Source organism: Deinococcus depolymerans (assembly GCF_039522025.1).
In the GTDB taxonomy this organism is placed as follows: Bacteria; Deinococcota; Deinococci; order Deinococcales; family Deinococcaceae; genus Deinococcus; species Deinococcus depolymerans.
The window spans coordinates 169,477-195,381 of sequence record NZ_BAAADB010000030.1 but is presented as its reverse complement, the minus strand read 5'-3'; the positions used below and the strand labels follow the sequence as shown (position 1 = coordinate 195,381).

The following is a 25,905-nucleotide window of genomic DNA, read 5'->3' as shown; positions in this document are numbered from 1 at the left end:
CCTGCGCTAGGCTGAGCGCATGTTCGAGGACCCCTACACCGAGCACGTCCTGCTGACGCCCGGCCCCACCCCCATCCACCCCCGCGCCCAGCAGGCCCTCATGCGACCCATGCTCGGCCACATGGACCCCGAAATCTTCGCACTGAACACCGAAATCCAGGCGGACCTGCGCGCCATGTACGGCACGACCGACACCACCTTCACCGCCCTGCTCGCCGGAACCGGCAGCCTCGGCATGGAAGCCGGCTTCGCCAACCTCGTCGAGAGCGGCGACGAGGTCCTGGTGTGCGCCAACGGCTCGTTCGGGCGGCGCATGGCCGACATGGCCGCCCGCTACGGCGCCAACGTCCGCCTCGTCACCGCCCCGCTCGGCGAGGCCATCAACCCCGACGACGTGGCCGCGCAGATGAACGGCGTGCAGATGGTCGCCGTCGTCCACGGCGAGACCAGCACCGGCGTCCTGAACCCCGTCCCGCAGATCGCGCAGATTGCCCGGCAGCACGGCGCCCTGCTGACCGTGGACGCCGTCACCACCGCCGGGATGGAACCCTTCCACATGGCCGAGTGGGGCGTGGACTATGCCTACACCGGCGCGCAGAAGTGCCTCAGCGCCCCCCCCGGCCTGGCCCCCGTCGCCATCAGCGACCGCGCCATGGCCCGCTACCACGCCCGCCGCACCCCCACCCCCCTGTGGTACTGCGATTTCGAGGGCCTGCGTGACTACTGGGAACGCCACACCTACCACCACACCGTCCCCGTGAACCTGCACTACGCCCTGCACGCCGCCCTGCGCGCCGCACTGGACGAGGGCATGCTGAACCGCAAGGCCCGCGTGCAACACGTCGGGCAGGCCATCCAGACGGCGCTGGCCCCGCTGGGCTTCACGCCGTACGTGCAACGCCCCGAAGACCGCCTGCCCACCGTCCTCGCGCTGCGCCTCCCGGACGGCTTCGACGACGCGGGCGTCCGCCACGCGCTGCGCCAGCGGCAGATCAGCGTCACGGGTGGCCTCGGGGCGACCGCCGGACTGATCTGGCGACTGGGCCTGATGGGCGAAACGGCCCGCCCCGCCCCCTACCGCGCCCTGATGAACGCCCTGGAAGACCTGCTCGGCGTGCAGGGCCTGACCGAACGCTTCAACGAGGCACTGGAACCCGTTCCCGCCTGAACGCACCGAGCACGACGGCACACGGCAGCAGGAAGGCGGGGAACCTCATATGGGGTTCCCCGCCTTCCGTCCATCCGGACGCCCGCTTCAGCCCATGCGGCCGGTCCGGATCACGTCCGCGATCACGGGCGGCAGGTTCCACGCCATGATGTCAAACGCAGAGGACGCGAAGTCGTACGTGACCTTGTGCAGCGACACCTTCGGCTTCCGGCCCACGCAGTCCACGATCGCCACGTCCGCGCCCGGCTCGTGGTTCAGGGTCAGGCCCACGCTGCCGGGATCCACGAACGTCGTCTCGCCGACCACCCGCACGAACGGCACGTGCGACCCGCCCACCACGACCACCCGCGCGCCCAGCGTCTCGGCCAGCGCCTCGAGTTCCCGTTCCTGCGCCATCAGGTCCAGCCGCGCCTCCGGATCGTGCGGACTGCCGTGGAAGTACCTCACCCGCCCGATCGGCGTGACGATCCGCCCGCCCGGCGGCAGGCGACGCAGGAAATCCACCTGCTCGGGCGTCAACATCTTCTTCGTCCAGCCCAGCACCTGATCCGCCACGCCCTTGCGGTCGGCGCGGTCCCCGAGTTCCATCGCCACGCGCATGTCACTGGATCCCAGGCCCGTCACCCAGCCCTCGCGTTTCACGAAATCGATGACCGGACCCGGACTCGCGCCGTACCCGACGAGGTCGCCCACCACGATCACCTGATTGACGATGTGTTCCGACAGAAAACGCTTGACCGCAGTCAAGGCGTGAACGTTCCCATGAAGATCGCTGATGAAGGCCAGTCGCAAGGTCCCACCATCCTAGAGCAAAACCCCGCCCGCCGTACCCGCAACCCCCCTATCATGGGCCGGATGCCCGCCCCCGCCATAGCCGCCCTGCTCGGACTGACCCTCGCCGCGTGCGGCCTGCCACTCCCGTGGAGTTTCCTGTCCGCCCTGCCGCTGGCCGCCATCCTCGCGCACGCCGCCGCCGCACCCACCCGCCGGGCTGTGACGGCCCGCCTGTTCTGGGCCGGGTTCGGGTACTTCGCACTGCACCTGTGGTGGCTCGGCGCGTTCCTGCACCATCTGCTCGGGGCGGCGCCGCTGGTCACCGTCCTCTACGCGCTGGAAGCCGCGTTCCTGGCCGGCATGGCCACCATCGCCGTGACCCTGACCCGCACGCCCACCGGCCGCATCTGGGCCCTCGCCGGCGGGTGGGTCATCCTGGAATGGCTGCGTTTCCTCGGGCCGCTCGCATTCCCGTGGCCCACCCTGGGATACACGCTGCTGCCCACGCCCGCCATTCAGATCGCGGACCTGGGCGGCGTGCTGCTCGGCAGCGTACTCGTCACGTTCACCGCCGCCAGTCTCGCCCACGCCTGGACCAACCGACACTCACTGAACCGGCAGGAGCAGGGGAGACGCCCCCTCGCCCCGGCCGTCCTGGCCGCCGTCGCCTGGGCCGCCGCGCTCGGCTACGGCGTCACCCGCACGCCCGGCGACGGCCCCGAACAACCCATGCGCGTCCTGCGCGTCACCTTCGACGCGTTCGAACGTGCCAGCGGCGACCTGACCTCCCAGAAGCAGTTGGCCGCGCAGACCGCCGCCAGCCTGAACCGCCCACCCGGCAGCGTCATCGTCTGGAGCGAGGGTGCCATCAGCTCACGCGGCACCCGGCCCACCCCCGGCCAGACCATCCCCGCGTTCCCCGGCCCCGGCATCAGCGGCGTCGGCGGGTACGAGCAACTCACCCCGCCCGGCCCGGACCCCATCCGGCAACCCGCCACCTACCAGGAAATCAACACGGTCACCAGCCTGGACGCCGCCGGCACCGTCCAGAGCGTGAACGCCAAGGCCCGCCTCGTCCCGTTCGGCGAGGAATTCCCGTTCCGGCCCATCCTCGACCCCGTCTACCGCCTTATCGAAACCTCGCTCGGCTTCACGCTGGCCCGCATGACCCCCAACCCCAGGCCCACGCCGCTCACCCTGAACGGCGTGCTGTACGGCGCGTACATCTGCTACGACAGCGTGTTCCCCTGGGTCGCCCGTGCGCTGGCAAACCAGGGTGCGCAGGTGCTCGTGAACCCCAGCAACGACGGCTGGTACCAGGGATGGGGCGTGCAGCAGCACTTCAACATGGGCCGCGTCCGCGCCATCGAAACGCGCCGCTGGGTGGTGCGCAGCGTGAACCTCGGCGTCGCCGGGACCGTGAACGACCTCGGGCAACCCGCGCAGACCGTGGACAGCGGCCAGGAACTCCAGGCACTCGACGTCCGCCCGAAACTCCTGACCGGCACCACCGTCTACATGCGCCTGGGAGACTGGCCCGCGCTGGCGCTGGCGGCGCTGATGGTGGCGTACGGGGTCCGGCAGGACCGTCGCCGGAACGACCGCCCGAGTTGAATACCCGGCTGGGGGCGCAGGCACTGCGGCTTTGATCCTCAGATCGGCATCCGTTGATAATGCATGTTATCATCGGCGCACATGACCCAGAACATCCAGGCGTACACCGGCGACCGCCTCACCCAGGCCCGCGCCCTCGCCGGCCTGACCGACGAGGCCCTGCGTGTCCGCGCCATCACCGCCGCGCGCGACAAGGCCTTCGAGGACCTGTGGGCACTCACGCTCGCGTACCTCAGCAGCGACACCAGCGCCGGCGTGAAACTCAGCCCGCACACGCTGCGCGCCTACCGTAAGGGCGTGCAGGTGCTGGTCGAGCACGCGGGCACGAACGCCTGGAATCTGCTGCATCCCGGGCGGCGTGAACCGTCGCTGTTCGTGGCGTCCCTGACCGCCTCGGGCCTGAAACCGGCGACGGTGCAGGCGCGGGTGGCAGCGGCGGGCGCGCTGTACCGGGCGCTGCGCTGGGCCGGCGCGACCGACGCCGATCCGTTCGCGGACGTGAAACGCCCGAAGGACCGCACGAAGGGCGTGGTGAAGAACCCACCGTACCGGGCGGACTTCGTGCAGGCGATGCTGGCGGAGGCAGACGTGCAGGAGCAGGTGCTGCTGCTGCTGCTCACGCACGCCGGGCTGCGGATCGCGGAGGCGCTGGCGGTCGAGTGGGCGCACGTGGACCTGGGGCGGCGGCGACTGCTCGTCGCGCACGGTAAGGGTGACAAGGCTCGGATCGTGCCGCTCAGTGCGCGGCTGCGGGAGGCGCTGGGGGCGTTACAGGCCGAGCGGGTGGTCGCACCGGAGTCGGGCCGGGTACTGTCGTTCCGGGCGTACTCGACGGCGTACGAGCGGCTGCAGCGGCTGGCGCTGCGGTGCGGGATGGTGCAGGAGTTCCGGGGATTTCATGCCGGGCGGAAGTACGCCGGGACTCAGCTGTACGCGGCCGTCAAGGATTTCACGCGGGTGGCGGGGTTCCTGGGGCACGAGCAGGTGGACACGACACGGCGGTACGTGGAGTTGCCGGAGGATGACCTTGATGATGTGGTCGAGGGGTTCCGCTAGGCAGTCCTCAGGGGCAGGTATACCACCCCCTCGGCGCGCGTTGCTGGCCCCTTCCTGGCGCTCCTGTGGGCTTGTGTGATTTTGTGCGTGCTGGACAGCGTTTTTTCGCATGCACCAAATGACCGCCAGCACAGGTGCGCTGGCGGTTGCGGGGAGCGGTGGGTTCAGGTTTCGACGTCGTCTTTCTTCGCGGCAGTCAGGAACCTCACCGCGCCGGGCAGGATGCGCGCCTCGAACGGGGTCGTCTCGACGTGCAGTTCACCGTCGTACTGCAGGGGGAACGGGTCGACGGCGTCCACGGTGACTGTGCGGGCCTCGAGGGTCTCCAGGTTACCGCTGAACATCGGGTCGCCCAGATTGAGCTTGGCACGCACGGAATCGATCAGGTTGGGAATGAGCCGCACGAGGTTCCCGGCCTTCATCAGGATGACCGTGAAGCGCCCGTCGCTGGGGCTGATGTCACTGGTGATGGGCAGGCGGTAGTTGGCCATGCCGAAGTTCGCGACCATCACGCCGATCCCCTCGAATTCGCGCGGCTGCCCGTCGATGGTCAGGTGGAAGGTGGTCTTCTTGGGGTTGAGTTGCTTCATGGCGCTCATGACGTAGGCCATCGCCCCGAAACGGCCCTTGAGTTCCTCGCTGTCCCGGATCATGGTGGCGTCCGCCCCGGCGCCGGCGAGCATGCAGAAGCCGCTGGTCTCGCCTTTCACTTCCACCTCGCCCATGTCGAGGCGCAGGCTGTGTCCTTCCTCCACGACGCGCAGCAGCGAGGCGGCGTCCGTGGGCAGGTCCAGGTTCTGCGCGATCAGGTTGGCGGTCCCGGCCGGGAAGGCCAGCATGGGCACGTTCCGGTAACGCGCGGCGTACGCGAGGCTGCTGACCGTGCCGTCCCCGCCGGCCCCGACGAGGTACTGGTAGTGGTCAAGGTCACGCACGTAGTCGGACATGGGTGTGTCCTTCTGCAGTTCGCGTTCCGTGACCTCGGCCCCGGCGTCCCGCAGCAGGCGCAGGAACTCCGGGAGTTCACTGTCACCGCTGCCGCTCTTGGGATTGAAGATGACGAGAATGCGTTTTCCGTTCAGGCGATGGGTGTCCTGGGGGGCGCTGGTGGTGCGGGGGTCGGCGGTCATCAAATGCATTAGACTGCCGGCACGGAGGCTTTGGCTATGCGGCGTTTCTTGGTTGCTTCTTTACTGTTGTCAGGGGTTCTGGCGTCCTGCGCGCCAGCCCAGCAGGGTTCCGAGCGGATGGTGACGGTCACCCCCGTGTTGATCAAGGTGTCGGAGGCCGCCGCGCGTGGCGGGACCGTCACCATTCAGGGCCGCTACCTGGGCGGACCCGCCACGGGCCGGGTGCGTCTGGGGGCGGACGAGCGCGGCCAGGGAGGGTTCCTGTTCCCGGCGTCGGCGGTGCAGTCGTGGACGGACAGTCAGATTGTGCTGACCGTGCCTTCCGACGCGCCGGTCGGTGCGAGCTGGCTGTTCGTGGAGGTCGCGGGCCGTCAGTCCACCGGCCTGCCGTACAGCGTCCGTCAGTAACGGCCGGGGCTTTCCGGAGGGGGCAGTCCGTCGCTGGCGGACTGCCCCCTCCCCTGTCCGTTCCGACGGGGCGGGGCGTTCAGCTGTCCTGATCGCCGGTTTTTGCCGTTCGGCACGGTGAGGGCCGCGGGGGGAATGCTGTAAACTCCTCGGGTTATGGCGATTAAGCGCCCCAAGGGCACAGAGGACCACCTGCCGGCCGGCAGTCCGAAACTCACGCTGGACGTTTCGGCGCAGGCGCACGGCTGGGTGGTGGAGACGGCGCGGCGCGTGCTGGAACGCGCGGGCGCGCAGCGGATCGACACGCCGCTGTTCGAGGAAGCGGACCTCGTGAAGCGCGGCGTGGGCGGCAGCACCGACATCGTCCGCAAGGAGATGTTCACGGTGTACTACTTCGGGGATCACGGCGGGTACATCCTGCGGCCCGAGGGCACGGCGAGCATCGTGCGTGCGTTCCTGCAGAACGGCCTCAAGCAGCTGCCCTCTCCGCTGAAACTGTGGACGCACGGTCCGATGTTCCGCGCCGAGCGGCAGCAGCGCGGGCGGTTGCGGCAGTTCCATCAGGTGGATTATGAGGTGCTGGGCAGCTCGGACGCCCTGGTGGACGCCGAGGCGATCGCCCTGATGGTGGGCGTCGTGCGGGAACTGGGCCTGACGGGCGTGCGCGTGAAACTGGGCAGCATCGGCGACCCCGAGGACCGCGAGGCGTACAACACGTACCTGCGCGAGCTGTTCACGCCGCACCTGGAGCGCCTGAGCGACGATTCCCGCGACCGCCTGACCCGCAACCCCATGCGGATCCTGGACAGCAAGAGCGAGGACGACCAGACCCTGATCGCGCAGCTGAACGTGAAACCCATGCTGGACTTCCTGGGTGACGAGGCCCGCGCGAACTTCGACGCGGTACAGGGCCACCTGCGCGACTGGGGCGTGGAATTCGACGTGGACCCCAGCATCGTGCGCGGCCTGGACTACTACCGCCGCACCGCCTGGGAACTGCACCACGAGGGTGTCGGCGCGAAATCCGCGCTGGGCGGCGGGGGCCGCTACGACGGACTGGCCGAGCAGATCGGCGCGCAGGCCGTGCCGGGCATCGGCTGGGCGTTCGGCGTGGAGCGCCTGCTGATCGCGCTGGAAGCCGAGGGCCGCGCCCTGCCCGCCCAGGCGGGACCGGTCGTGTACCTCGCGGCGCTCGAGGAGAGCCTCGTGCCGGCAGCGGCCGCGGCCGCCCTGGCCGCGCGCACGACGGTGCGGGCCGAGTTCGCGTACCGCGCCCTGAAACCCGGAACCGCCTTCCGGGACGCCGAGCGGCGCGGCGCGCTGTTCGCGGGCCTGATCGGGTCCGACGAGGCCGGGGCCGGCACCGTGCAGCTGAAGAACCTCCGCAGCGCCGAGCAGTTCACGGTCCTGCTGTCCGACCTGCCCGCCTTCCTGCACGAGCAGGAGCGGGCGCACCTGACCCCTCTGGAGAACGCATGAAACGCACCGCCCTGATCGGCCACCTGAACGACACGCACGCCCACCAGACCGTCACGCTGCAGGGCTGGGTGAACCGCCGCCGCGACCTGGGCGGCCTGATCTTCCTGGAACTGCGCGACCGCAGCGGACTGGTGCAGGTGCAGGTCGAACCCGACTCCCCGGCCTTCGCGGAAGCCGACCGCCTGCGCGCCGAGTACGTCGCGGAGATCGAGGGCACGTACCAGCCCCGCCCGGAAGCGCAGCGCAAGGGCGGCGCCGCCGACTTCGAGGTGATCGCCACCCGCGTGCGCGTCCTGAACACCGCCAAGACCCCGCCCTTCGAGCTGGACAAGGGAGACAGCGTCTCCGAGGACATCCGCATGAAGTTCCGGTACCTGGACCTGCGCCGACCCGAGATGCAGCGCAACCTCATGCTCCGCAGCCGCGCCGTGGCGGCCGTCACGGCCTTCCTGGACCGCGAGGGTTTCGTGCAGGTCGAGACGCCCATGCTCACCAAGTCCACGCCGGAAGGCGCCCGCGACTTCCTGGTGCCCAGCCGCCAGAACCCCGGCGAGTTCTACGCGCTGCCGCAGAGCCCGCAGCTGTTCAAGCAGATGCTGATGATCGCCGGGTACGACCGCTACTACCAGCTGGCCCGCTGCTTCCGTGACGAGGACCTGCGTGCCGACCGTCAGCCGGACTTCACGCAGCTGGACATGGAACTGAGCTTCGTGGAGCAGGACGACGTGCTCGCCATCCAGGAGCAGCTGATGGCGCACGTGTTCCGCGAGACGCTGGGCGTGGAACTGCCCGTGCCGTTCCCGCGCCTGCCGTACTTCGACGCCATGAACGACTACGGCAGCGACAAGCCGGATCTGCGGTTCGACCATAAATTCGTGGACGTGACCGACCTGTTCCAGGGTGGGGATTTCAAGGCCTTCGCGGACGCCCAGACGGTCAAGGTCATCGCCGCGCCGGAACTGACCCGCAAACAGATCGACGAACTCGAACGTGTCGCCAAGCAGAACGGCGCGCGCGGCCTCGCGTGGCTCAAACGCGACGGCGACGGCTTCACCGGCGGGATCAGCAAGTTCGTGACCGCTGTGGGGGCCGAACTGCTCGCCCGCACCGGCGTCGGCCAGGGCGGCACCCTGCTGTTCGCCGCCGGCGACTGGAAGAAGGCCGTCTCGGCCCTCGGCGCCGTCCGCCTCGCCCTGCGCGACCTGTTCGACCTGACCGCTGGCGGCCCGCAGTTCCACATCTCCTGGGTCACGGACTTCCCGCAACTGGAATTCGACGAGGACAGCGGCACCTGGACGTACATGCACCACCCCTTCACCGCCCCCCACCCGGACGACCTGGCCCTCTTCGGCACGGACCGTCAGGGCGAGATCCGCGCACAGGCCTACGACCTCGTCCTCAACGGCTTCGAGATCGGCGGCGGCAGCGTCCGGATTCACGACCCGGCCGTGCAGGCGAAGATGTTCGCCGCGATCGGCTTCAGCGAGGAGCAGGCCCGCGACAAGTTCGGGTTCTTCATGGACGCCCTCGAGTACGGCACGCCCCCGCACGGCGGCATCGCCTGGGGCTTCGACCGTCTGATCATGGTCATGAGCGGCGCCAGCAGCATCCGCGAGGTCATCGCCTTCCCGAAAAACAACCGCGGGGTGGACCTGATGGCCCAGGCCCCCTCCCCCGTCGACGCCGCGCAGCTGGCCGAGGTGGGCCTGGACCTGGCAACGCAGGCGGCGGACCCGACAGCCTGATCGAAATCGCGCGGCGTGGGGGGGGATGGCTGTGATACTCGTTCCAGCCATCCCCCCATCAATCAGGGAGAAGGGATCCGAGGGTAAATGGAGACTATTCAGCGCTAGTGAAATCATTCACGATTTGCCTTGGTCGTGAAAAATCGCTTTCCTGCCCAGTCTCACAAAGGTCAGGGTCCTACAGATCAAGGTCCTTCAGGAAATTCAGGGTGTACGCCGCGACTGCCCGCGGGTGGGTATCCGTCAGGGCATGGGGAGCGTCAGGAATCTGCCGCACAACCGCGTCCGGCAGGACCTCCTGAATCCGGCGGACCGTCCACGACCGGATCACCGGATCCGCCAGACCGTCGAGCAGCAGGGTCGGCACCCTCACCTGCCCCAGCAGCGGGCCGGTCATGTGGGCCTCCTGGTCGCGGGCCAGCCGTACCATGCAGACACCCCCACACCGCCAGTACGCCCGCAGGCCCGGCCACAGCAACGCCAGTCGCTCGCGCGGCAGGTCCCGCAACAGCCGCAGCAGCTGCATCCGCACACTGGGGTTCTCCGGGATCCCGGTCGGCGCACACGCGATCAACGCCGACACGTGCGACGGATAACGCGCGGCGAGGTCGATGATCACCTCTCCCCCCAGCGAGTGACCCAGCACCGGCACGCCCACCAGACCCGCCCGCTCCAGCCACGCCGCGAGGTGATCGGTCAGGTGCGAGATGCAGGCCGGATACGCCGGGCGCCCCTCACTGAACCCGTGGCCCGGCGGATCGTACACGAACACCCGCCGTTCCCGAGCCAGTTCGCGGCCCAGCCGGGCGTACATCCACGACGCGCAGCCCAAGCCCGGCACGATGACCAGCGGTCTCCCCTGCCCGCGAATCCAGGCGTGGGTGCTCAGTCCCCGGACCGGCAGGTACGAGGCATGAGCGGCTGCGGGCGGCACCCTACCCACGGGCGGTTCCGTCCGGCGTGGCCGCCATGAACTCGAGCAACAGCGCGTTGAAGCGGCGCGGGGCGTCCACCATCACGATGTGGCCGGCCCGGCTGATCACTTCCAGCCGGGAGTGCGGAATCGACGCATGCAGCAGTTGCCCCAGCGTGAGTGGCACGAGCACGTCCCGCTCACCCCAGATGATCAGGGTCCGCGCCCGGATGCGGGGAAGGCTGTCCTGCACGGAGTCACTCAGCAGATCCACGGCGTTCCGCCACAGGTTACGCGGGCCGGCGCGCACGGCGTCCGTGAGGACCCGGCCCAGGAAGCCCTTCCGGCCGATCAGGGCGGCGCGCGGCAGGTGCAGGGCTGTCCGGTAGGACTGCGCGCGCAGCAGTCCGCTCGCGCACACCAGGACCAGGTTCCGGACGCGCCCGGGGGCCATGGCCGCCACGTGCATGCAGATGTGTCCGCCCATGGAGTGGCCGACGAGCGTGACGTCCTGCAGCTGTTCGGCGTCCATCCATGCGGTGATCAGGCCCGCCATGTCCCGCACGCCCAGCGAACGTTGCCGTCGCGCGTACCCGTACCCGCTGAGTTCGAGACTGTACACCCGGTGCGAAGGCCGTAACGCCGGGATGTTGTAACGCCACCAGCCACGCGAGCCGCTCAGGCCGTGGACGAGGACCACAGGCGGGCCCTCGCCGCTGGCGGTCACATGCAGGTATCGGTCGCCCTGCTTGAAAGTACTGGAACTCACCTGAGCAGCATAGGTGAGTGGGCTGCCGGGCGCATTGGGCGGACCTTTCGGGAACCCTGGGGGATCTGGGACTACGCAGATCCATAAGTGAAAGTATTCACGATTAAATCAGATCGTGAAATGCTTATTGAATTTTCGTGCTGGATGTCAATCTCCAGACCCGGCCACAGGAGCGCGGGGGTCACAGAGGGAACCCTTCCCCTCCGACCCCCGCCGCACGACATGGTTTGCAGAAACGACTCGATCGGGGTCCGTATCAGGCCGACACCACCGCACACTGCCGCACGAACAGGGCGTGCAGCCGGGTATCCCCGGTCAGTTCGGGATGGAAGGCGCTGGCCAGCACGCGGTCCGCCTGCACCATCACCGCCTGTCCCCGGTACCCGGCCAGGACCTCGACGCCCCCACCGACCCGCGTGAAGGCCGGCGCGCGGATGAACACCGCCGGGAACACACCCTCCAGGCCGCGCACCGCCAGGTCCGTCGTGAACGAATCGATCTGTCGGCCGAAGGCATTGCGCTGCACCGTCACGTCCAGCAGGTTCAGGCTGTCCTGACGCCCGAACTGCGGGGGCGCACCCAGCACGTCGCGGGACAGCAGGATCGCGCCGGCGCAGGTCCCCCACAGGTGACCGCCCGCGGCGTGGAAGGCACGCACGGGCTCCCACAGGGCGTACTCGGTCATCAGGCGGGCCATGGTGGTGCTCTCCCCTCCGGGCAGGATCAGGCCGTGCAGGCCCTCCAGGTCGCTGCCCAGGCGGACTTCCGTGACAGCCGCGCCCAGGCTTTCCAGGCGCTGGCGGTGCTCACGGAACGCGCCCTGCAGCGCCAGCACGCCGATGCGGGGCGCACGCACGGCTTACCAGCCCCGGCTGGCGAGACGCTCGGCCGGAATCAGGTCGTCGATGTTGATGCCGGTCATGGGCGCGCCCAGGTCCTCGCTGATCTCGGCCAGCACCTCCGGGTTCTGGTAGTGGGTGACGGCCTTCACGATGGCGCGAGCGCGGCGCTCCGGGTTGTCACTCTTGAAGATCCCGCTGCCGACGAACACGCCGTCGAGGCCGAGGTGCATCATCAGAGCGGCGTCGGCGGGCGTGGCGACGCCACCCGCAGCGAAGTTCACGACCGGCAGCTTGCCGTGCTCGTGCACGTAGCGCACCAGTTCGTACGGCGCCTGGAGGTCGCGGGCGACGGTCATGAGTTCCTCGGCCGGGCGGGCCTGGATGGCGCGGATCTCACCCAGGACGGTGCGGGCGTGACGGACGGCCTCGATGACGTTGCCGGTGCCGGCCTCGCCCTTGGTGCGGATCATGCTGGCACCCTCACCGACGCGGCGCAGCGCCTCGCCGAGGTTCTTGGCGCCGCACACGAACGGGACCTTGAAGTCAGTTTTCAGGATGTGGTACTGATCGTCGGCGGGGGTCAGGACCTCGGACTCGTCGATGAAGTCCACGCCGAGCGCCTGCAGGATCTGCGCCTCCACGATGTGGCCGATGCGGACCTTGGCCATCACCGGGATGCTGACGGCGCCGATGATCTCCTTGATCATCTTGGGGTCGCTCATGCGGGCCACGCCGCCGTCCTTGCGGATGTCGGCGGGTACGCGCTCGAGGGCCATCACGGCGGTCGCGCCGGCCGCTTCGGCGATGCGCGCCTGCTCGGCGGTGACGACGTCCATGATGACGCCGCCCTTGAACATTTCGGCGAAGCCCTGCTTCAGGGCGGGGGTTCCGGTCGTGACTTCACTCATGGCCGCACCATAGAAGAAATCTGACCCCAGTTAAAGGGTCAGATTCGTGAAGTTGATGGGGTCAGACCGGCAGGCCGGGTCAGCCGCTCCCGCCCTGCGCCCGCAGGTGCACCCGCTCGATCACCTCGACCAGCTGCGACGGCCGGAACGGCTTGACGACGTACTCGCTGACCACCCCGTCGCCCAGTTCCGGCATGACCGCCGGACGCGCCAGCCCGGAAAGGAACACCACGGGCGGCAGGGTCGCCCCGCGCACATCGTACATGCGCCGCACCGTGTCAAACCCGTCCCAGGGGGCCATCAGGACGTCCATGACGATCACGTCCACCGGATGACGGGCCAGCTGCGCGAGGGCAGCCGGCCCGTTGGCGGCCGGGAACACCTGAAACCCCTGCATGCTCAGCGTCAGGTCAAGCAGCTCAAGGATCTGCTCCTCGTCGTCCACCACCAGCAGGTTCAGGCGCGCCCCGGGATAGGTCACGGCAGCAGCCCCAGCGGATCGACCGGCTCGCCGCCGATCCGGACCTCGAAGTGCAGGTGCGGGCCGGTACACACGCCGGTGCAGCCCACGTACCCCAGCAGCTGGCCCTGCTCGACCCGCTGACCGACCGACACCGCCGCGCGGCTCATGTGCCCGTAGATCAGGGTGGAGTTCCCACCGGTCGTCCAGACGTTCAGGCCGAACGCACCGTACCCGCTCTGCGTGACCGTTCCCGCCGACGCCGAGTAGATCGGCGTGCCGTACGGGGCGGCCAGGTCGATCCCACCGTGGAACACCTGCTGGTGGAACGCGATATCACGCTCTGCGAAGCGGCTGGTCAGGCGGTAGCTGCGCATCGGCCACGCCAGCCCGGAACGCCCGCCATCCGAGGCGCTGGCCGCCCGGATGGAGGTCCGCTGCGCGGACGCCGTCTGACGCGCCCGGGCAGCCGCCTGCGCCGCCTCGAACTGCGCCTGCCGCTCGTAGGCCTCGACCTGCGCGCGGCGTTCCGGGCTGTTCTTCCAGGCCAGGAACTTCTCGTAGCGGGCCTGCGCCTCGTACTTCGCCTCCAGCCGCTCCCGTTCCTTCTGTTTCTTCCAGGCCAGGAACCGCTCGTACTTCAGCTGCCGCTGCTGCGCCAGACGCGCCTGCCGCTCGGCCTCCCGCCGCTGCGCGAGGACCTCCACGAAGCTCTCGGCGCGGATGCCCGGCAGCAGCAGCTCGTCACCGACCTGCAGCTGCGTGGGCAGCACGTCATTGGCGCGGGCGGTCTCCACGAGGTCCGCGCCGTACCCGGCGATCAGCGACAGCGCCGACTGACCGGGCTTGATGCGCACCAGCAGCCCCGGCTGGCCCGTGGGCACGTTCAGGGTGGACCCCACCGGCAGGTCGTCGAGGCTGGTGCGGTCCAGGTTCACGCTCAGCAGGTCCACCAGCGTCAGCCCGAACCGGCGCGCGACGCGCCCCATGGTGTCACCGGCACGCACGACGTACGTGCGGACCGACGCGGGCCGCTGGGGCCGCGCGGCGGCCTCGCGGGCCGGCAGGGACAGCTGCAGCAGCCGCAGTCCGTCCCGTCGTTCCAGGACGCGCACGGCGCCCGGCGTGACGCCGTAACGGCGGGCCACGTCACCCGGCGAGGTGCGGCCGTCCGTGACGACCTCCAGCACGCGGCCCGGCACGCGGTCGAGCACCAGGTCCGCCGGGGCCTGCAGGTTGGGTTGCAGCGGCGCGGTGAGCTGTTCGAGGGGAGTGGCCTGCTGCGCGCCGGCCTGAGCGGCCAGCAGCAGCGCGGCAGTGACGGCAGCCCGGAAGGTCAGGCCGCGGGGAAAGGGAAAGGACAAGTGTGAACTCCAGAAACGAGAATAGACAACGTCAACCGCCAGCGAGCCCCTGAAGGAATTCGACGTTGTTCCGGGTTTTACCCATGCGCGACAGCAGCATTTCCATGGCGTCGGCCGGGTCCATATCGCTGATCACCTTGCGCAGCAGCCACATCTTGCGCAGCACCTCGGGTTGCAGCAGCAGTTCCTCGCGGCGCGTGCCGGACTTCAGGATGTCCAGCGCCGGGAAGATGCGGCGCTCCTCGAGGCGGCGCGACAGCACGAGTTCCGCGTTGCCGGTGCCCTTGAATTCCTCGAAGATCACGTCGTCCATGCGGCTGCCGGTCTCGACGAGCGCGGTGGCCAGGATGGTCAGGCTGCCGCCCTCGCGGATGTTGCGGGCCGCACCCAGGAAGCGTTTGGGCCAGTGCAGCGCGTTGCTGTCCAGACCGCCCGAGAGCGTGCGGCCGGTGGGTGGGGTCACGAGGTTGTTCGCGCGGGCGAGTCGGGTGATCGAGTCCAGCAGGATCACCACATGACCGCCTTCCTCCACGATGCGGCGGGCGCGTTCGTGCACGAACTCCGCGACGCGCACGTGATGCTGGGGCGGCTCGTCGAAGGTACTGGCGATGACCTGCGCGCCCTGCACGCTCTCGCGGAAGTCCGTGACCTCCTCCGGGCGCTCGTCGACGAGCAGGACCATGACGGTCACGTCCGGGTAGTTCTTCACGATGGAGTTCGCGATCTTCTTCAGCAGGCTGGTCTTCCCGGCCTTGGGCGGCGCGACGATCAGGGCGCGCTGACCCCGCCCGATGGGAACGAGCAGGTCCACGACGCGCAGGCTCAGGCCGTCGTCCATGGTGGGGTCTTCCAGGACCAGTTGCGCGTCCGGGAAGGTGGGGGTCAGGTCGTCGAAGCGCGGGCGGCGGCGCGCCGTTTCCGGATCGAGTCCGTTCACGGCCTCCACCTGCACGAGCGACCCGAAGCGTTCGTTCTCGCGGGGTTTGCGGGCCCGGCCGATGATCTCGTCACCGGTCCGCAGGTGGAACTGCTTGATCAGGCCGGCGGTGATCAGCACCGTGCGGCTGTTCGGGTCGAGCAGGTCGGCCTGCAAGAAGCCGTACCCGTCGGCGCTGATCTCCAGGAATCCGCGCGCCAGCAGCTGCCCCTCGGCGTCCGCCTGGTGCTCCATGATGGCGAGCGCCAGGGCGTCTTTCTTCAGTTTGCGGTAGTTCTCGATGCCGTACCCGGCCGCGATCAGGTGCAGTTCGGGCAGGATCTTCTGCTGCAGTTCATGGAACGGCAGGCTGTGCAGGGTGGGGTCCGTCACGCGCGGACCTCACGCCCGGCGGCCAGGAACGCCACGCAGGGTCGCGTGCCGCCGGGCCGGGTGATGAGGGTATGGATACAGAGTTTCATTAAGGTTCTCCCTGGCAGTCATTGTAAACACCTGCAGGCTCACGGAGGTGACGCGCAGATCGCTTTGAGAGGACGGAATGGAACGGAGCGGGTCTCAGCATACCCCGCCGGCGTCCACGCGCTCTGCCCACGTTGACCGACGTAGCCTGCCGCTCTACCATGAGCGCAGCCCCACACTGGGGTGAGACAACCACGCAGCGAACGAGAGGACAGTACGCGGGCAGCAGCGGAACGCACGAGCGAGTCAGGGACGGTGAGAGCCTGACGCGGGCCGCGCCGGCCGAACATCACCTCCCGCGCTGACGGAAGAAAGGCCCACAGGCCGACTAGACCCGTCCGGACGCCCCCCGTCAGAGGGCCGCAACGAAGGCCGGACCCTGCGTCCGGTGAAGTTGGGTGGTACCACGCACCAGCTCCCCACAGGGGGGCGGCGCGTCCCAGCACCGTCCCCCGCACGGGGGCGTGACCGCTGAGACCCGCCGCCCCCTTCTTCCATTCCGCCGTTTCCTGTCTCCCGGAGGCCCGAACCATGCACCTGAGCGACATTCCCTTCGGGGTGACCACCTGGGCCGACGTGCCCGCCACCGAACACCCCGGCGAGCGCGGCGTGGCCGTGTGGCGCACGCAGCAGTTCGGCACCGGGCCGGGTGGACCCGTGCGCGTGCGGATGGTCGAATACTCCCCCGGGTATCTGGCCGACCACTGGTGCGAGAAGGGCCACGTCCTGCTCGTGCTGGCCGGGCAGCTGGACACCGAACTGGTCGACGGGCGCACCTTCACCCTGCGGCCCGGCGAGTCGTACCAGGTGGCCGACCACGCCGAAGCGCACCGGTCGAGTACCGCCGTGGGGGCCACGCTGTTCATCGTCGACTAGCCCCCATCCCGACCCGCACCCCGGACGTGACCATGCCCCGCACCCGACTGTTCCGCCCTCTGCTCCCCTGCCCCGCCCGGCCCGGACGGCCGATTCGGATGCGGGTGACCCCCGCCTCCCACGCCCGACCCACAGCCCCCACCCCATCCCAACTGGAGATCCCATGACCGACAAGCAGACCCTCTTCACGCCCGTGCAGGGCAACCCGAACTTCCCCGCGCTGGAGCAGGGCATCCTCGACTTCTGGAAGCGCGAACGCGTGTTCGAACGCTCGCTGGAGCAGACGCGGGGCGGCCCCGTGTTCACGTTCTTCGAGGGCCCGCCCACCGCGAACGGGCAGCCCGGCGTGCACCACGTCCAGGCCCGCTCGTTCAAGGACCTCTTCCCGCGCTTCCGGACCATGCAGGGCTTCCACGTGCCGCGCAAGGCCGGCTGGGACACGCACGGCCTGCCGGTCGAGCTGGGCGTCGAGAAGAAACTCGGCCTGAACAGTAAACGTGAGGTCGAGGCGTACGGCATCGACAAGTTCAACGCCGAGTGCCGCGCCAGCGTGTTCGAGTACGAGGCCGAGTGGCGCAAATTCACCGAGCGCATGGGCTACTGGGTGGACCTGGACGACGCGTACATGACGCTGCACAAGGACTACATCGAGAGCATCTGGTGGAGCGTCAAGAACCTCAGTGAGAAGGGCCTGCTGTACAAGGGCTTCCGCGTCGCGCCGTACTGCCCGAAGGACGGCACGACCCTGAGCAACGCCGAGGTCAGCGAGGGCTACAAGGACATCCAGGATCCCAGCGTGTATGTGCCGTTCCGCCTGACCGACCCGGCCAGCCTGGGCCTGGAGGACGGCGCGGCGTTCCTGGTGTGGACGACCACGCCCTGGACGCTGCCGTACAACGTGGGCGTCGCCATCCACCCGGACTTCGAGTACGTGGCCGCGCGCGACAGGGACGGCAACGTGCTGATCCTGGCCGCCAGCCTGAAGACCGAGGTGCTGGGCGAGGACGCCGAGGTCGTCAGGACCTTCAAGGGCAGCGAACTGGAACGCGTGGCGTACCAGCCCCTCTTCACGGAAGCCTACGAGGCCGAGGGTGAGGGCAAGCCCGTGTGGATGTCAGGTCTGGACACCTACGTGTCCGACAGTGACGGCACCGGCATCGTGCACACCGCGCCCGCGTTCGGTGAGGACGACATGCGTCTGGCCCGCAACTACGGCTTCCCGGTGATCGTGGGCGTGGACGGCGAGGGCAAGCACCGCTTCGGGCCGTGGCAGGGCGTGTTCTTCCGCGACGCGAACACCGAGATCGTCCGTGACCTGCGCGCACGCGGCCTGATGTGGAAGGAAAAGAACTTCCTGCACGCCTACCCGCACTGCTGGCGCTGCGGCACCCCGCTGATGTACTACGCCACCGAGAGCTGGTACCTGAACAACACCCGCCTCAAGGAGCGCCTGATCGAACTGAACCAGACGATCGACTGGCACCCGCCGCACATCAAGAACGGCCGCTACGGCGGGTGGCTGGAGAACCTGATCGACTGGAACCTGTCCCGCAGCCGCTACTGGGGCACGCCGCTGCCCGTGTGGGAGGCCGAGGACGGCGAGTACCGCGTGATCGGCAGCTACGCCGAACTGGCCGAACTGAGCGGCCGCCCCGAACTGACGGGCCCGGACTTCGACCCGCACCGGCCCTTTGTGGACGACATCACCTTCGAGGACGGCGGGAAGACCTTCCGGCGCGTGCCGTACGTGATGGACGTCTGGTACGACAGCGGTTCCATGCCGTTCGCGCAGCACCACTATCCCTTCGAGAACAGGGAGAAGTTCGAGAACGGGGGCTTCCCGGCCGACTTCATCGCGGAGGCCATCGACCAGACGCGCGGCTGGTTCAACAGCCTGCACCAGATCGGCACGATGGTGTTCGACTCCGTGGCGTACAAGAGCGTCATCTGCTCCGGGCACATCCTGGACGAGAAGGGCGCGAAGATGAGCAAGAGCAAGGGGAACGTCGTGAACCCCTGGGACGTGTTCGAGCAGTACGGCGCGGACGCCGCCCGCTGGTACATGTACGTCAGCGCGCCGCCCGAACTGAGCCGCCGCTTCGGCATGAACCTCGTCGGCGAGGCGTTCCGCAGCTACTTCCTGACGCTGTGGAACACCTACTCGTTCTTCGTGCTGTACGCGAACCTCGACCAGCCGGACCTGAAGGCCGCCGCGCCCGCGGGGGAGCGCCCCGAGGTGGACCGCTGGCTGCTCGCCAAGGTGCAGGCCCTGATCGCCACGGTCACGACCGCCCTGGAGAACTACGACCCGACCGGGGCCAGCCGCGCCCTGCAGGACTTCGTGACCGAGGACCTGAGCAACTGGTACGTGCGCCGCAACCGCCGCCGCTTCTGGGCCGGGGACGACGGCGCGGACAATGACGCGTACGCCACGCTGCACTACGCGCTCGTGACCGTCACGCAGCTCACCGCGCCGTTCACGCCGTTCCTCGCCGAGACGCTGTACGGGAACCTCGTGCGCTCGCTGGTCCCGGACGCGCCCGACAGCGTGCACCTCACCCCCTGGCCGAAGGTGGACGAGGCGCTGGCCGCGCCGACCCTGGTGGGCGAGATGGACGCCGTGCTGCGCGTCGTCAGCCTGGGCCGCGCCGTCCGCGGACAGACCGGCATGCGTCAGCGTCAGCCGCTCCCGAAGGTCATGGTCCGCGCCCGCACCGCCGACCAGACCCAGGCGCTGGGCCGCTTCGCCGAGCAGCTCAAGGAGGAACTGAACGTCAAGGAGGTCGAACTGATCGACCAGTACGCGGAACTCGTCAGCTACGTGCTGCGCCCCAACCTCCCGGTGCTGGGCAAGAAGTTCGGGAAGGCCGTCCCGCAGGTGCGCGCCGCGCTGGCCGCCGCCGACGCCAGCGAGGTCGCCCGCGCGGTGCGCGACGGCAAGCAGTTCGAGGTCGTGGCACCGACCGGTGAACGCTTCGAACTCGGGCCGGACGAGGTCCTCGTGGACGCCCAGTCCCCCGAAGGCTTCGCCGCGCAGGAGGAAGCCGGGTACCTCGTCGCGTTCGACACCACCCTCACCCGCGAACTGGAACTCGAGGGTCTCGCCCGCGACCTCGTGCGCGGCGTGCAGGACGCCCGCAAGAAGGCCGGCTTCGAGGTGCAGGACCGCATCGCCCTCCACCTCGACCTGCAGGGCGACGCCCGCGAGGCCGCCGAGGCGTGGCAGGAATACCTGATGAGCGAGACGCTCGCCGAGACGCTGGTCTTCGGCGCGGCCGGCGGCTTCGAGGCGGACGTGGAAGGCGGGAAGGCGTACCTGGAACGCCTGGCGACCACCAGTCACAACTGATCCGGACTCGGGTTGGAAGGTCTGCAGAACCTTCCAACCGGAGCGGATGCGACCCGGAGCGCCGCTGCGCAGTGGGAAGAGCAAAGCGGGTTCCGGGCGTGGCGTTGGCAACCCGGTGAAGGTCCGATCTGTCAACGGTACAGGCGGCCGTCCGGGTCAGTTCTCCAGGGGTATGGCCGTGAATCCGTAGGTGCCCGGTCCGACGTGCGCGCCGATGACGGGTCCCATGAGTTGCACGCGGCCTTTCTGGACGTTCAGGCCGCTGGCGTTCATGGCCTCGCGCAGGGCGTTGATGCGGGCGGCGTCGCGGCCGGCGTGCATGATCGTGACGCTCAGGGGCATCGTGCCGAAACGGGTGCGGAGGTTGGCGAGCATGTCGCTGGCGGCCTGATCGACCCGGACGCGCCGCACGGCCTTGAGTTCTCCGTTCTCGAAGTTCAGGACGGGGCGCACGCTCAGAACGCTGCCCAGGAAGGCCTGGGCGCGGCTGATGCGGCCGCTGCGGCGCAGGTAGTCGAGTGACGCGACGCTGAGTTCCGAGTGCATCCGGGCGCGGGCCGCGTGGAGAGCCTGCGCGGCCGCCTGGAGGTCCGCGCCAGCCCAGACGGCGTCGCGGGCGGCCATGACCGCCTCGGCCAGCGGGCCGCTGGCGAGTTCGCTGTCCACGACGAGAATGCGGCGGCCCTCGCCCGTGCTCTCGGCGGCGCGCTGGGCGTTGCGGAAGGTCTCGGAGAGCTTACCGGACAGGTGCACGCTCAGGATCTGGTCGTGGGTGGCCAGCAGTTCGCGGTAGCGGGCGGCGAACGTCTCGGCAGAGATGGGGCTGGTGGTGACGCTGCCGCCGGCACGCATGTGGTCGTAGACGGCGTCCGGGTCGATTTCCTGCCAGTCGAGCAGGGTGCGTTCACGCAGCTGTACCTGGAGCGGAACGACGTGAATGCCGAGTTGCCGGGCACTGTCGGGGTGCAGGTCGCAGGTTGAGTCGGTGACAACGGCAATCATATGAGCGTGTTCTAAGCGTTTCGCGAAGGCGTCTCTGTGATTTTTTCGGCTTGACGGGGGAAGTCTCCCTTCATACATGGAATTGTCAGGGTTACGCAAGGTTGCCGGGCAGGGTGCCGAATGGCACCGGGAGCGACTTTTTCCCCGACGCCGGGCCTCTATACTCCGCAGTCATGAACCAGGATGACAGCAGTGGAATTCGCGGGAGGCGGGCATGAAGGTCGCGGTGCTGTGTCACGCCAGCGCGGGCGGGTCGGGTGTGGTGGCGACCGAACTGGGCCTGCAGGTGGCCCGCGCGGGGCACGAGGTGCATTTCGTGGGCTCGGCGCAGCCGTTCCGGCTGGGTGGGCACGGCGGCATGCGCGGCCCGTACTTTCATCAGGTGAGCGCCTACGCGTACGCGCTGTTCGATCAGCCGTACCCGGAGCTGGCGGCCGCGAACACCCTGACCGAGGTGATCCTGGAGCAGGGAGTGGAACTGTCGCACGCGCACTACGCCATTCCGCACGCCACGGCGGCCATTCACGCGCGGGCCATCACGGGCCGGACGCGGGTGATGACCACGTTGCACGGCACGGACGTCACGCTGGTGGGGCTGGAACCCGCCTTCCGGCACACGACCCGGCACGCCATCGAGAAGAGTGACCACGTGACGGCCGTGTCCCGGTATCTGGCGCAGCACACGCGGGAGGTGTTCGGCGTGGAGCGCGAGATCGAGGTGATTCACAATTTCGTGGACAGTGACCGCTTCGTGCGGGTGACGGATCCGGCGGTGCGGGCGCGGTTCGCGCATCCGGACGAGGCGCTGCTGGTGCACGTGAGTAACTTCCGGCCGGTGAAACGCCCGGAGGATGTGGTGCAGGTGTTCGCGCGGGTGGCCAGTGAGATCCCGGCGCGGCTGCTGATGATCGGGGACGGTCCGGAGCGGCCGCGCGCCGTGGAACTGGCGCAGCAGCTCGGCGTGATCGGCCGCACGCACTTCCTGGGATCGTTCCCGGACGTGGAGACGGTCCTGGGCATCAGCGACCTGTTCCTGCTGCCCAGCCGGCAGGAGAGTTTCGGCCTGGCCGCGCTGGAAGCCATGAGCTGCGAGGTGCCGGTGGTTTCGTCGAACGCGGGGGGCATTCCCGAGGTCGTCGAGGAGGGCGTGACGGGGTTCATGGCGGACGTGGGGGACGTGGACACCATGGCGGACGCGGCGCTGCGGATCCTGCGCAACCGGGACCTGTACCTGCAGATGGGCGCGGCGGGCCGGGCGGCGGCGGTGGGGCGGTTTCATCCCAGCCGGATCGTGCCGCAGTACATCCGCGCCTACGAACGCACGGCGCTCGGCTTGACGACTTGACGACCTGAAGGTGGGCCGGGCCCGGAGCGAACCACTCCGGGGCTGTGCGCCGAGGGGGTGATAGGCAGGTCTTTCCGCTTCCAGCTGGTTGGAGGCCACGACGATCAGTCAAGCCAAGTGAATAGTTTCACGATTTTGCCAGATCGTGACAGTTTTATTGTCTTCAGATTCGGTCCGTTTGCCCGCACAGGCCCGGACGGGGTCCACAAACCGGAACCGGGTCGGGCGGGCGCCTCCACCCGGTCCAGGCGGAGGCGCCGCACCGGCCCGGCGGTCAGCGGGACAGGTGGACCGTGACGACGGTCGTGTCGGCGAAGGGCTGCACCCGCACCGCGCGCCCCACATCCACGATCAGGGCGTTCCAGCCCCGCTTCAGGGTCGCCTCGTACCCCTTGCTGGCCTTGACGGTCACGTCGGTGTTCACCCAGGCCACGAACAGCGTGGCGCGGTCCACGTTCGGCATGACGTCCCGCAGCGGCTCGGCATCGTCGCGGCGACCGTTGCCGTTGGCGTCGCGGTACACGAAGAACTTCATCTCCGCCACCCGCGCGGCCCCGGAGACCTTCACCGGATCGATCACGCCCGGCCACGTGACATTCTGCGGCGTCAGGTCCACCTGCGCCCGCGCGGTCGGGGGGGTCAACGGCAGTTCGAGCACGAACCGTCCGCCCTCGACCGGCACGCTGCTGATCTCCTCCACCGCCTGCCCGAACGGCGACACCACGAAGCCGGCCACACGCAGCTCCGCGCCGCCGCCACCCTCCACGCTGCCCCGGATGGTCAGGCCCAGCGACTGTCCGGCGGACAGCAGGGCGATCGTGGTCAGGAAGGATCGGGGATTCATGCCCCCAGTCTACCCGCGAGGCTGACGCCGGTGTGACCGCAGGTCAGGTGGACGTTCATGCTCGGCACATCCGCCGGCACAGTCAGCGGCCCGACCCACCACGAAGGTGAAGCCGGGCCGCTGACTGTGAGAGGGGGGGGCTGCGACGGATTCCGTCTGGTGCGTTCACACTCCGCCGGAACGCCGGGGGGTCAACACGTCCGGAAGCCGCGGCTCGCCTGCCCGCCTCACCCGCAGCCGGATTACTTGTTCAGGGCCTTCTTGACCAGCTCGATGATCTCGGGCATGGTGTCGGCGACCGGGACGTTCGCGGCGGCGAAGGCCGCCAGCTTGCTTTCCGGGGTGCCCACGTCGCCCATGATGATCGCGCCGGCGTGACCCATGCGCTTGCCCTTGGGAGCCGAGCGGCCGCTGATGAAGGCCACGACGGGCTTCTTCATGTGCTTGGCGATGTACTCGGCGGCGGCTTCCTCGTCCGCGCCGCCGATCTCGCCGATCACGACGATGGCGTCGGTGTCGGGGTCAGCCTCGAACAGGGGCAGCACGTCCGCGAAGGTCGTGCCGATCACGGGGTCGCCGCCGATGCCGACGGTGGTGCTGGTGCCCATGCCCGCGTCGTTCAGCAGCTTGGCGGCCTCGTAGGTCAGGGTGCCGGAGCGGCTGATCAGGCCGATGCGGCCGGGGTTGGTGTAGATCTTGTTCGGCATGATGCCGACCTTCGCCTGACCGTTGGTGACCAGACCGGGGCAGTTGCCACCGATCAGTCGGATGCCCTGGCCGCCCTCGGCGCGGCTGACCGCGTCGAGCGCCTTGACTTCCTGCACGGCCTTCATCATGTCGACGGTGGGCACGCCCTCGGTGATCAGGACGATCAGGGGCATGCCGGCGTGCGCGGCTTCCAGCACGGCGTCCGCGGCGCCGGCCGGGGGCACGAAGATGATGCTGACGTTCGCGTCGTGCGCGGCTTTCGCCTCGGCGACGCTGTTGTACACGGGCCAGCCTTCGAAGTCGGTGCCGCCCTTGCCGGGCGTGACGCCCGCGACGACCTGCGTGCCGAATTCCTTCATGGCGCGGCTGTGGCTCGCGCCTTCGCGGCCGGTCATGCCCTGCACGATGACGCGGCTGTTGTTGTCAACGAGAATGCCCATTACTTGCCCTCCGCGGCGTTGGCGTCCTTGGCGGCCTCGTCGGCGGCCTCGAACATGGTGGGGTACATCTGGATCAGGGGGCTGCCCACCTCGGCGAGCAGCGCCTTGGCCTCATCCTCGGCCGTGCCGGCAATGCGCATGCGCACGGGCTTGGTCAGGATGCCGTCCTTGAGGGCCTGGATGACGCCCTTGGCGACCTCGTCGGCGCGGGTGATGCCGCCGAAGATGTTGATGAAGATGGCCTTGACGTCGGTGTCCTTGCTGACCAGTTTGACCGCGTTGTACACGACCTCGGCCTTGGCGCCGCCGCCGATGTCGAGGAAGTTGGCGGGTTTGGCGCCGGCGCGGTTGACCACGTCGAGGCTGGTCATGACGATCCCGGCGCCGTTGCCCAGCACGCCGACGTTGCCGTCGTCGAGTTTCACGTAGGCGAAGCCGTACTTGCTGGCCTCGATCTCGAGGGGGTGCTCGGCTTCCAGTTCACGCCAGTCGGCGAGGTCCTGGTGACGGTACATGGCGTTGTCGTCGATCTCGAACTTGGTGTCGAGCGCGAGCGGGATGCCGTCGGGACCGACGAACAGCGGGTTGATCTCGACGAGGACGGCGTCGCGCTCCAGCGCGGCCTTGCTCATCTTGACCATCATGTCGGCGATCTTGTTCAGGTTGCCCTTGAAGCCGGCCTTGATGGCGACTTCACGGGCCTCGTAGGGGCGCAGGCCCGCGACGGGATCGACGCGGTGCTTGATGATCTTCTCGGGGGTGGCGGCGGCCACTTCCTCGATTTCCATGCCACCCTCGGCGCTGGCCATCAGGGTGTAGCTCTGCACGTTGCGGTCCACGATCATGCCGACGTAGTACTCGACGCCGGCGTCGATGTCGACGGCCTTGGTGACCAGGACCTTGTTGACGGTCAGGCCCTTGATGTCCATGCCGAGGATCTTCTCGCCGTTCTCGAAGGCCTTGTCTTCGGTGGGGCTGAACTTCACGCCGCCGGCCTTGCCGCGTCCGCCCACGTGAACCTGGGCCTTGACGACGACGGGCTGACCGTACTCGCGGGCGATCTGGCGCACCTCGTCGGGGGTGCGGGCGACCTTGCCGTCCTGAACGTTGACGCCGAATTGGCGCAGAATTTCCTTACCCTGATACTCGTGAAGTTTCACGGTGATCCCTCCTTGGGGGGCTTTCAGACCTGAAAAAGGCCGTGTCGATTGTCCCGATAGAGGAGTATAAGCGCAGCGTGGCGTATCCCGGCCACCCTGTCTCCGGGACGGGGACAGCCGGGGTGGTGGGCGCGCCGCCTGGCGGGTGCGCTCCC

The 25,905-nt window shown here is 68.8% G+C and carries 22 protein-coding genes; 9 read left to right on the top strand and 13 right to left on the bottom strand.

The features are described from left to right. Window positions 1-19 precede the first annotated feature (19 nt). The gene (locus ABDZ66_RS15510; RefSeq protein ID WP_343760810.1) at window positions 20-1,168 is read left to right on the top strand and encodes an alanine--glyoxylate aminotransferase family protein; all 1,149 of its coding nucleotides are present in this window, start codon (window positions 20-22) and stop codon (window positions 1,166-1,168) included. Between the two features lie 87 nt (window positions 1,169-1,255). On the opposite strand, the gene ABDZ66_RS15505 is transcribed toward ABDZ66_RS15510, so the two are convergent. Next, window positions 1,256-1,960 (bottom strand): metallophosphoesterase family protein, encoded by a 705-nt coding sequence (locus ABDZ66_RS15505; protein ID WP_343760808.1) that lies wholly within the window; start codon window positions 1,958-1,960, stop codon window positions 1,256-1,258. 63 nt (window positions 1,961-2,023) lie between these two features. On the opposite strand from ABDZ66_RS15505, the gene lnt reads away from it, so the two are divergent. Next, window positions 2,024-3,556 (top strand): apolipoprotein N-acyltransferase, encoded by a 1,533-nt coding sequence (gene lnt / locus ABDZ66_RS15500; RefSeq protein WP_343760806.1) that lies wholly within the window; start codon window positions 2,024-2,026, stop codon window positions 3,554-3,556. Between the two features lie 81 nt (window positions 3,557-3,637). Continuing rightward, the gene (locus tag ABDZ66_RS15495; RefSeq protein WP_343760804.1) at window positions 3,638-4,612 is read left to right on the top strand and encodes a tyrosine-type recombinase/integrase; all 975 of its coding nucleotides are present in this window, start codon (window positions 3,638-3,640) and stop codon (window positions 4,610-4,612) included. Window positions 4,613-4,776: 164 nt separating this feature from the next. Here ABDZ66_RS15495 and ABDZ66_RS15490 read toward each other — a convergent pair whose 3' ends face one another. Then, window positions 4,777-5,742 carry a diacylglycerol/lipid kinase family protein gene (locus ABDZ66_RS15490; RefSeq protein WP_343760802.1) on the bottom strand — a complete coding sequence of 322 codons (966 nt, stop codon included), beginning with the start codon at window positions 5,740-5,742 and terminating at the stop codon, window positions 4,777-4,779. A 135-nt stretch (window positions 5,743-5,877) separates the two neighbouring features. Here ABDZ66_RS15490 and ABDZ66_RS15485 point away from each other — a divergent pair, with 135 nt between their 5' ends. From ABDZ66_RS15485 to aspS, 3 genes are all read left to right on the top strand, one after another. Then, window positions 5,878-6,150: an IPT/TIG domain-containing protein gene (locus ABDZ66_RS15485; protein WP_343760800.1), complete on the top strand. Its 273-nt coding sequence runs from the start codon at window positions 5,878-5,880 to the stop codon at window positions 6,148-6,150. 156 nt (window positions 6,151-6,306) lie between these two features. Continuing rightward, a complete protein-coding gene (gene hisS / locus ABDZ66_RS15480) occupies window positions 6,307-7,629 on the top strand; it encodes a histidine--tRNA ligase (protein WP_343760797.1) in 1,323 nt (440 codons plus the stop codon). Further along, window positions 7,626-9,374, top strand: coding sequence for an aspartate--tRNA ligase (aspS, locus tag ABDZ66_RS15475; RefSeq protein WP_343760794.1), 1,749 nt, complete (start codon window positions 7,626-7,628; stop codon window positions 9,372-9,374). The genes hisS and aspS overlap by 4 nt, the downstream gene beginning before the upstream one ends. Window positions 9,375-9,552: 178 nt before the next feature. Here the strand turns inward: aspS and ABDZ66_RS15470 are convergent, their stop codons facing one another. The 7 genes from ABDZ66_RS15470 to rho all read right to left on the bottom strand — a co-directional run bounded on the left by ABDZ66_RS15470 (window position 9,553) and on the right by rho (window position 15,939). Beyond that, the gene (locus ABDZ66_RS15470) at window positions 9,553-10,308 is read right to left on the bottom strand and encodes an alpha/beta fold hydrolase (RefSeq protein WP_343760792.1); all 756 of its coding nucleotides are present in this window, start codon (window positions 10,306-10,308) and stop codon (window positions 9,553-9,555) included. A 1-nt stretch (window position 10,309) separates the two neighbouring features. After that, window positions 10,310-11,056, bottom strand: coding sequence for an alpha/beta fold hydrolase (locus tag ABDZ66_RS15465; protein ID WP_343760790.1), 747 nt, complete (start codon window positions 11,054-11,056; stop codon window positions 10,310-10,312). Between the two features lie 256 nt (window positions 11,057-11,312). Continuing rightward, window positions 11,313-11,912, bottom strand: a complete 600-nt coding sequence (gene pdxT, locus ABDZ66_RS15460; protein ID WP_343760788.1) for a pyridoxal 5'-phosphate synthase glutaminase subunit PdxT — start codon at window positions 11,910-11,912, stop codon at window positions 11,313-11,315. Window positions 11,913-11,915: 3 nt separating this feature from the next. After that, a complete protein-coding gene (pdxS, locus tag ABDZ66_RS15455) occupies window positions 11,916-12,806 on the bottom strand; it encodes a pyridoxal 5'-phosphate synthase lyase subunit PdxS (RefSeq protein ID WP_343760786.1) in 891 nt (296 codons plus the stop codon). A gap of 79 nt (window positions 12,807-12,885) precedes the next feature. Next, on the bottom strand, window positions 12,886-13,287 hold the full coding sequence (locus tag ABDZ66_RS15450; RefSeq protein ID WP_343760784.1) for a response regulator: 402 nt from the start codon (window positions 13,285-13,287) through the stop codon (window positions 12,886-12,888). Then, window positions 13,284-14,630, bottom strand: coding sequence for a peptidoglycan DD-metalloendopeptidase family protein (locus ABDZ66_RS15445; protein ID WP_343760782.1), 1,347 nt, complete (start codon window positions 14,628-14,630; stop codon window positions 13,284-13,286). Before ABDZ66_RS15445 ends, ABDZ66_RS15450 begins: the two co-directional genes overlap by 4 nt. Before the next feature lie 31 nt (window positions 14,631-14,661). Further along, window positions 14,662-15,939, bottom strand: coding sequence for a transcription termination factor Rho (gene rho, locus ABDZ66_RS15440; protein WP_343760780.1), 1,278 nt, complete (start codon window positions 15,937-15,939; stop codon window positions 14,662-14,664). A gap of 618 nt (window positions 15,940-16,557) precedes the next feature. Between rho and ABDZ66_RS15435 the strand changes: the two genes are divergently transcribed. Then, on the top strand, window positions 16,558-16,902 hold the full coding sequence (locus tag ABDZ66_RS15435; RefSeq protein ID WP_343760778.1) for a DHCW motif cupin fold protein: 345 nt from the start codon (window positions 16,558-16,560) through the stop codon (window positions 16,900-16,902). Between the two features lie 163 nt (window positions 16,903-17,065). Further along, window positions 17,066-20,251, top strand: a complete 3,186-nt coding sequence (gene ileS / locus ABDZ66_RS15430; protein ID WP_343760776.1) for an isoleucine--tRNA ligase — start codon at window positions 17,066-17,068, stop codon at window positions 20,249-20,251. Window positions 20,252-20,407: 156 nt separating this feature from the next. Here the strand turns inward: ileS and ABDZ66_RS15425 are convergent, their stop codons facing one another. Then, window positions 20,408-21,253 (bottom strand): DegV family protein, encoded by an 846-nt coding sequence (locus ABDZ66_RS15425; protein ID WP_343760774.1) that lies wholly within the window; start codon window positions 21,251-21,253, stop codon window positions 20,408-20,410. Window positions 21,254-21,467: 214 nt separating this feature from the next. Here ABDZ66_RS15425 and bshA point away from each other — a divergent pair, with 214 nt between their 5' ends. Continuing rightward, the gene (gene bshA, locus ABDZ66_RS15420) at window positions 21,468-22,598 is read left to right on the top strand and encodes an N-acetyl-alpha-D-glucosaminyl L-malate synthase BshA (protein WP_343760772.1); all 1,131 of its coding nucleotides are present in this window, start codon (window positions 21,468-21,470) and stop codon (window positions 22,596-22,598) included. A gap of 274 nt (window positions 22,599-22,872) precedes the next feature. Here the strand turns inward: bshA and ABDZ66_RS15415 are convergent, their stop codons facing one another. The 3 genes from ABDZ66_RS15415 to sucC all read right to left on the bottom strand — a co-directional run bounded on the left by ABDZ66_RS15415 (window position 22,873) and on the right by sucC (window position 25,750). Beyond that, window positions 22,873-23,442 carry a hypothetical protein gene (locus tag ABDZ66_RS15415; RefSeq protein ID WP_343760769.1) on the bottom strand — a complete coding sequence of 190 codons (570 nt, stop codon included), beginning with the start codon at window positions 23,440-23,442 and terminating at the stop codon, window positions 22,873-22,875. A gap of 242 nt (window positions 23,443-23,684) precedes the next feature. Further along, a complete protein-coding gene (sucD, locus tag ABDZ66_RS15410; protein WP_343760767.1) occupies window positions 23,685-24,590 on the bottom strand; it encodes a succinate--CoA ligase subunit alpha in 906 nt (301 codons plus the stop codon). Next, entirely contained in the window at window positions 24,590-25,750 is a 1,161-nt protein-coding gene (sucC, locus tag ABDZ66_RS15405; RefSeq protein WP_343760765.1) for an ADP-forming succinate--CoA ligase subunit beta, read from the bottom strand. The genes sucD and sucC overlap by 1 nt, the downstream gene beginning before the upstream one ends. Window positions 25,751-25,905: the final 155 nt, after the last annotated feature.

Coding starts and splice junctions, on each gene's coding strand:
- lnt (WP_343760806.1), top strand. CDS start 2,024: ATGCCCGCCCCCGCCATAGCCGCCCTGCTCGGACTGACCCTCGCCGCG.
- bshA (WP_343760772.1), top strand. CDS start 21,468: ATGAAGGTCGCGGTGCTGTGTCACGCCAGCGCGGGCGGGTCGGGTGTG.
- ileS (WP_343760776.1), top strand. CDS start 17,066: ATGACCGACAAGCAGACCCTCTTCACGCCCGTGCAGGGCAACCCGAAC.
- ABDZ66_RS15425 (WP_343760774.1), bottom strand. CDS start 21,253: ATGATTGCCGTTGTCACCGACTCAACCTGCGACCTGCACCCCGACAGT.
- aspS (WP_343760794.1), top strand. CDS start 7,626: ATGAAACGCACCGCCCTGATCGGCCACCTGAACGACACGCACGCCCAC.
- sucD (WP_343760767.1), bottom strand. CDS start 24,590: ATGGGCATTCTCGTTGACAACAACAGCCGCGTCATCGTGCAGGGCATG.
- ABDZ66_RS15495 (WP_343760804.1), top strand. CDS start 3,638: ATGACCCAGAACATCCAGGCGTACACCGGCGACCGCCTCACCCAGGCC.
- hisS (WP_343760797.1), top strand. CDS start 6,307: ATGGCGATTAAGCGCCCCAAGGGCACAGAGGACCACCTGCCGGCCGGC.
- ABDZ66_RS15510 (WP_343760810.1), top strand. CDS start 20: ATGTTCGAGGACCCCTACACCGAGCACGTCCTGCTGACGCCCGGCCCC.
- ABDZ66_RS15490 (WP_343760802.1), bottom strand. CDS start 5,742: ATGACCGCCGACCCCCGCACCACCAGCGCCCCCCAGGACACCCATCGC.
- ABDZ66_RS15435 (WP_343760778.1), top strand. CDS start 16,558: ATGCACCTGAGCGACATTCCCTTCGGGGTGACCACCTGGGCCGACGTG.
- pdxS (WP_343760786.1), bottom strand. CDS start 12,806: ATGAGTGAAGTCACGACCGGAACCCCCGCCCTGAAGCAGGGCTTCGCC.
- ABDZ66_RS15415 (WP_343760769.1), bottom strand. CDS start 23,442: ATGAATCCCCGATCCTTCCTGACCACGATCGCCCTGCTGTCCGCCGGA.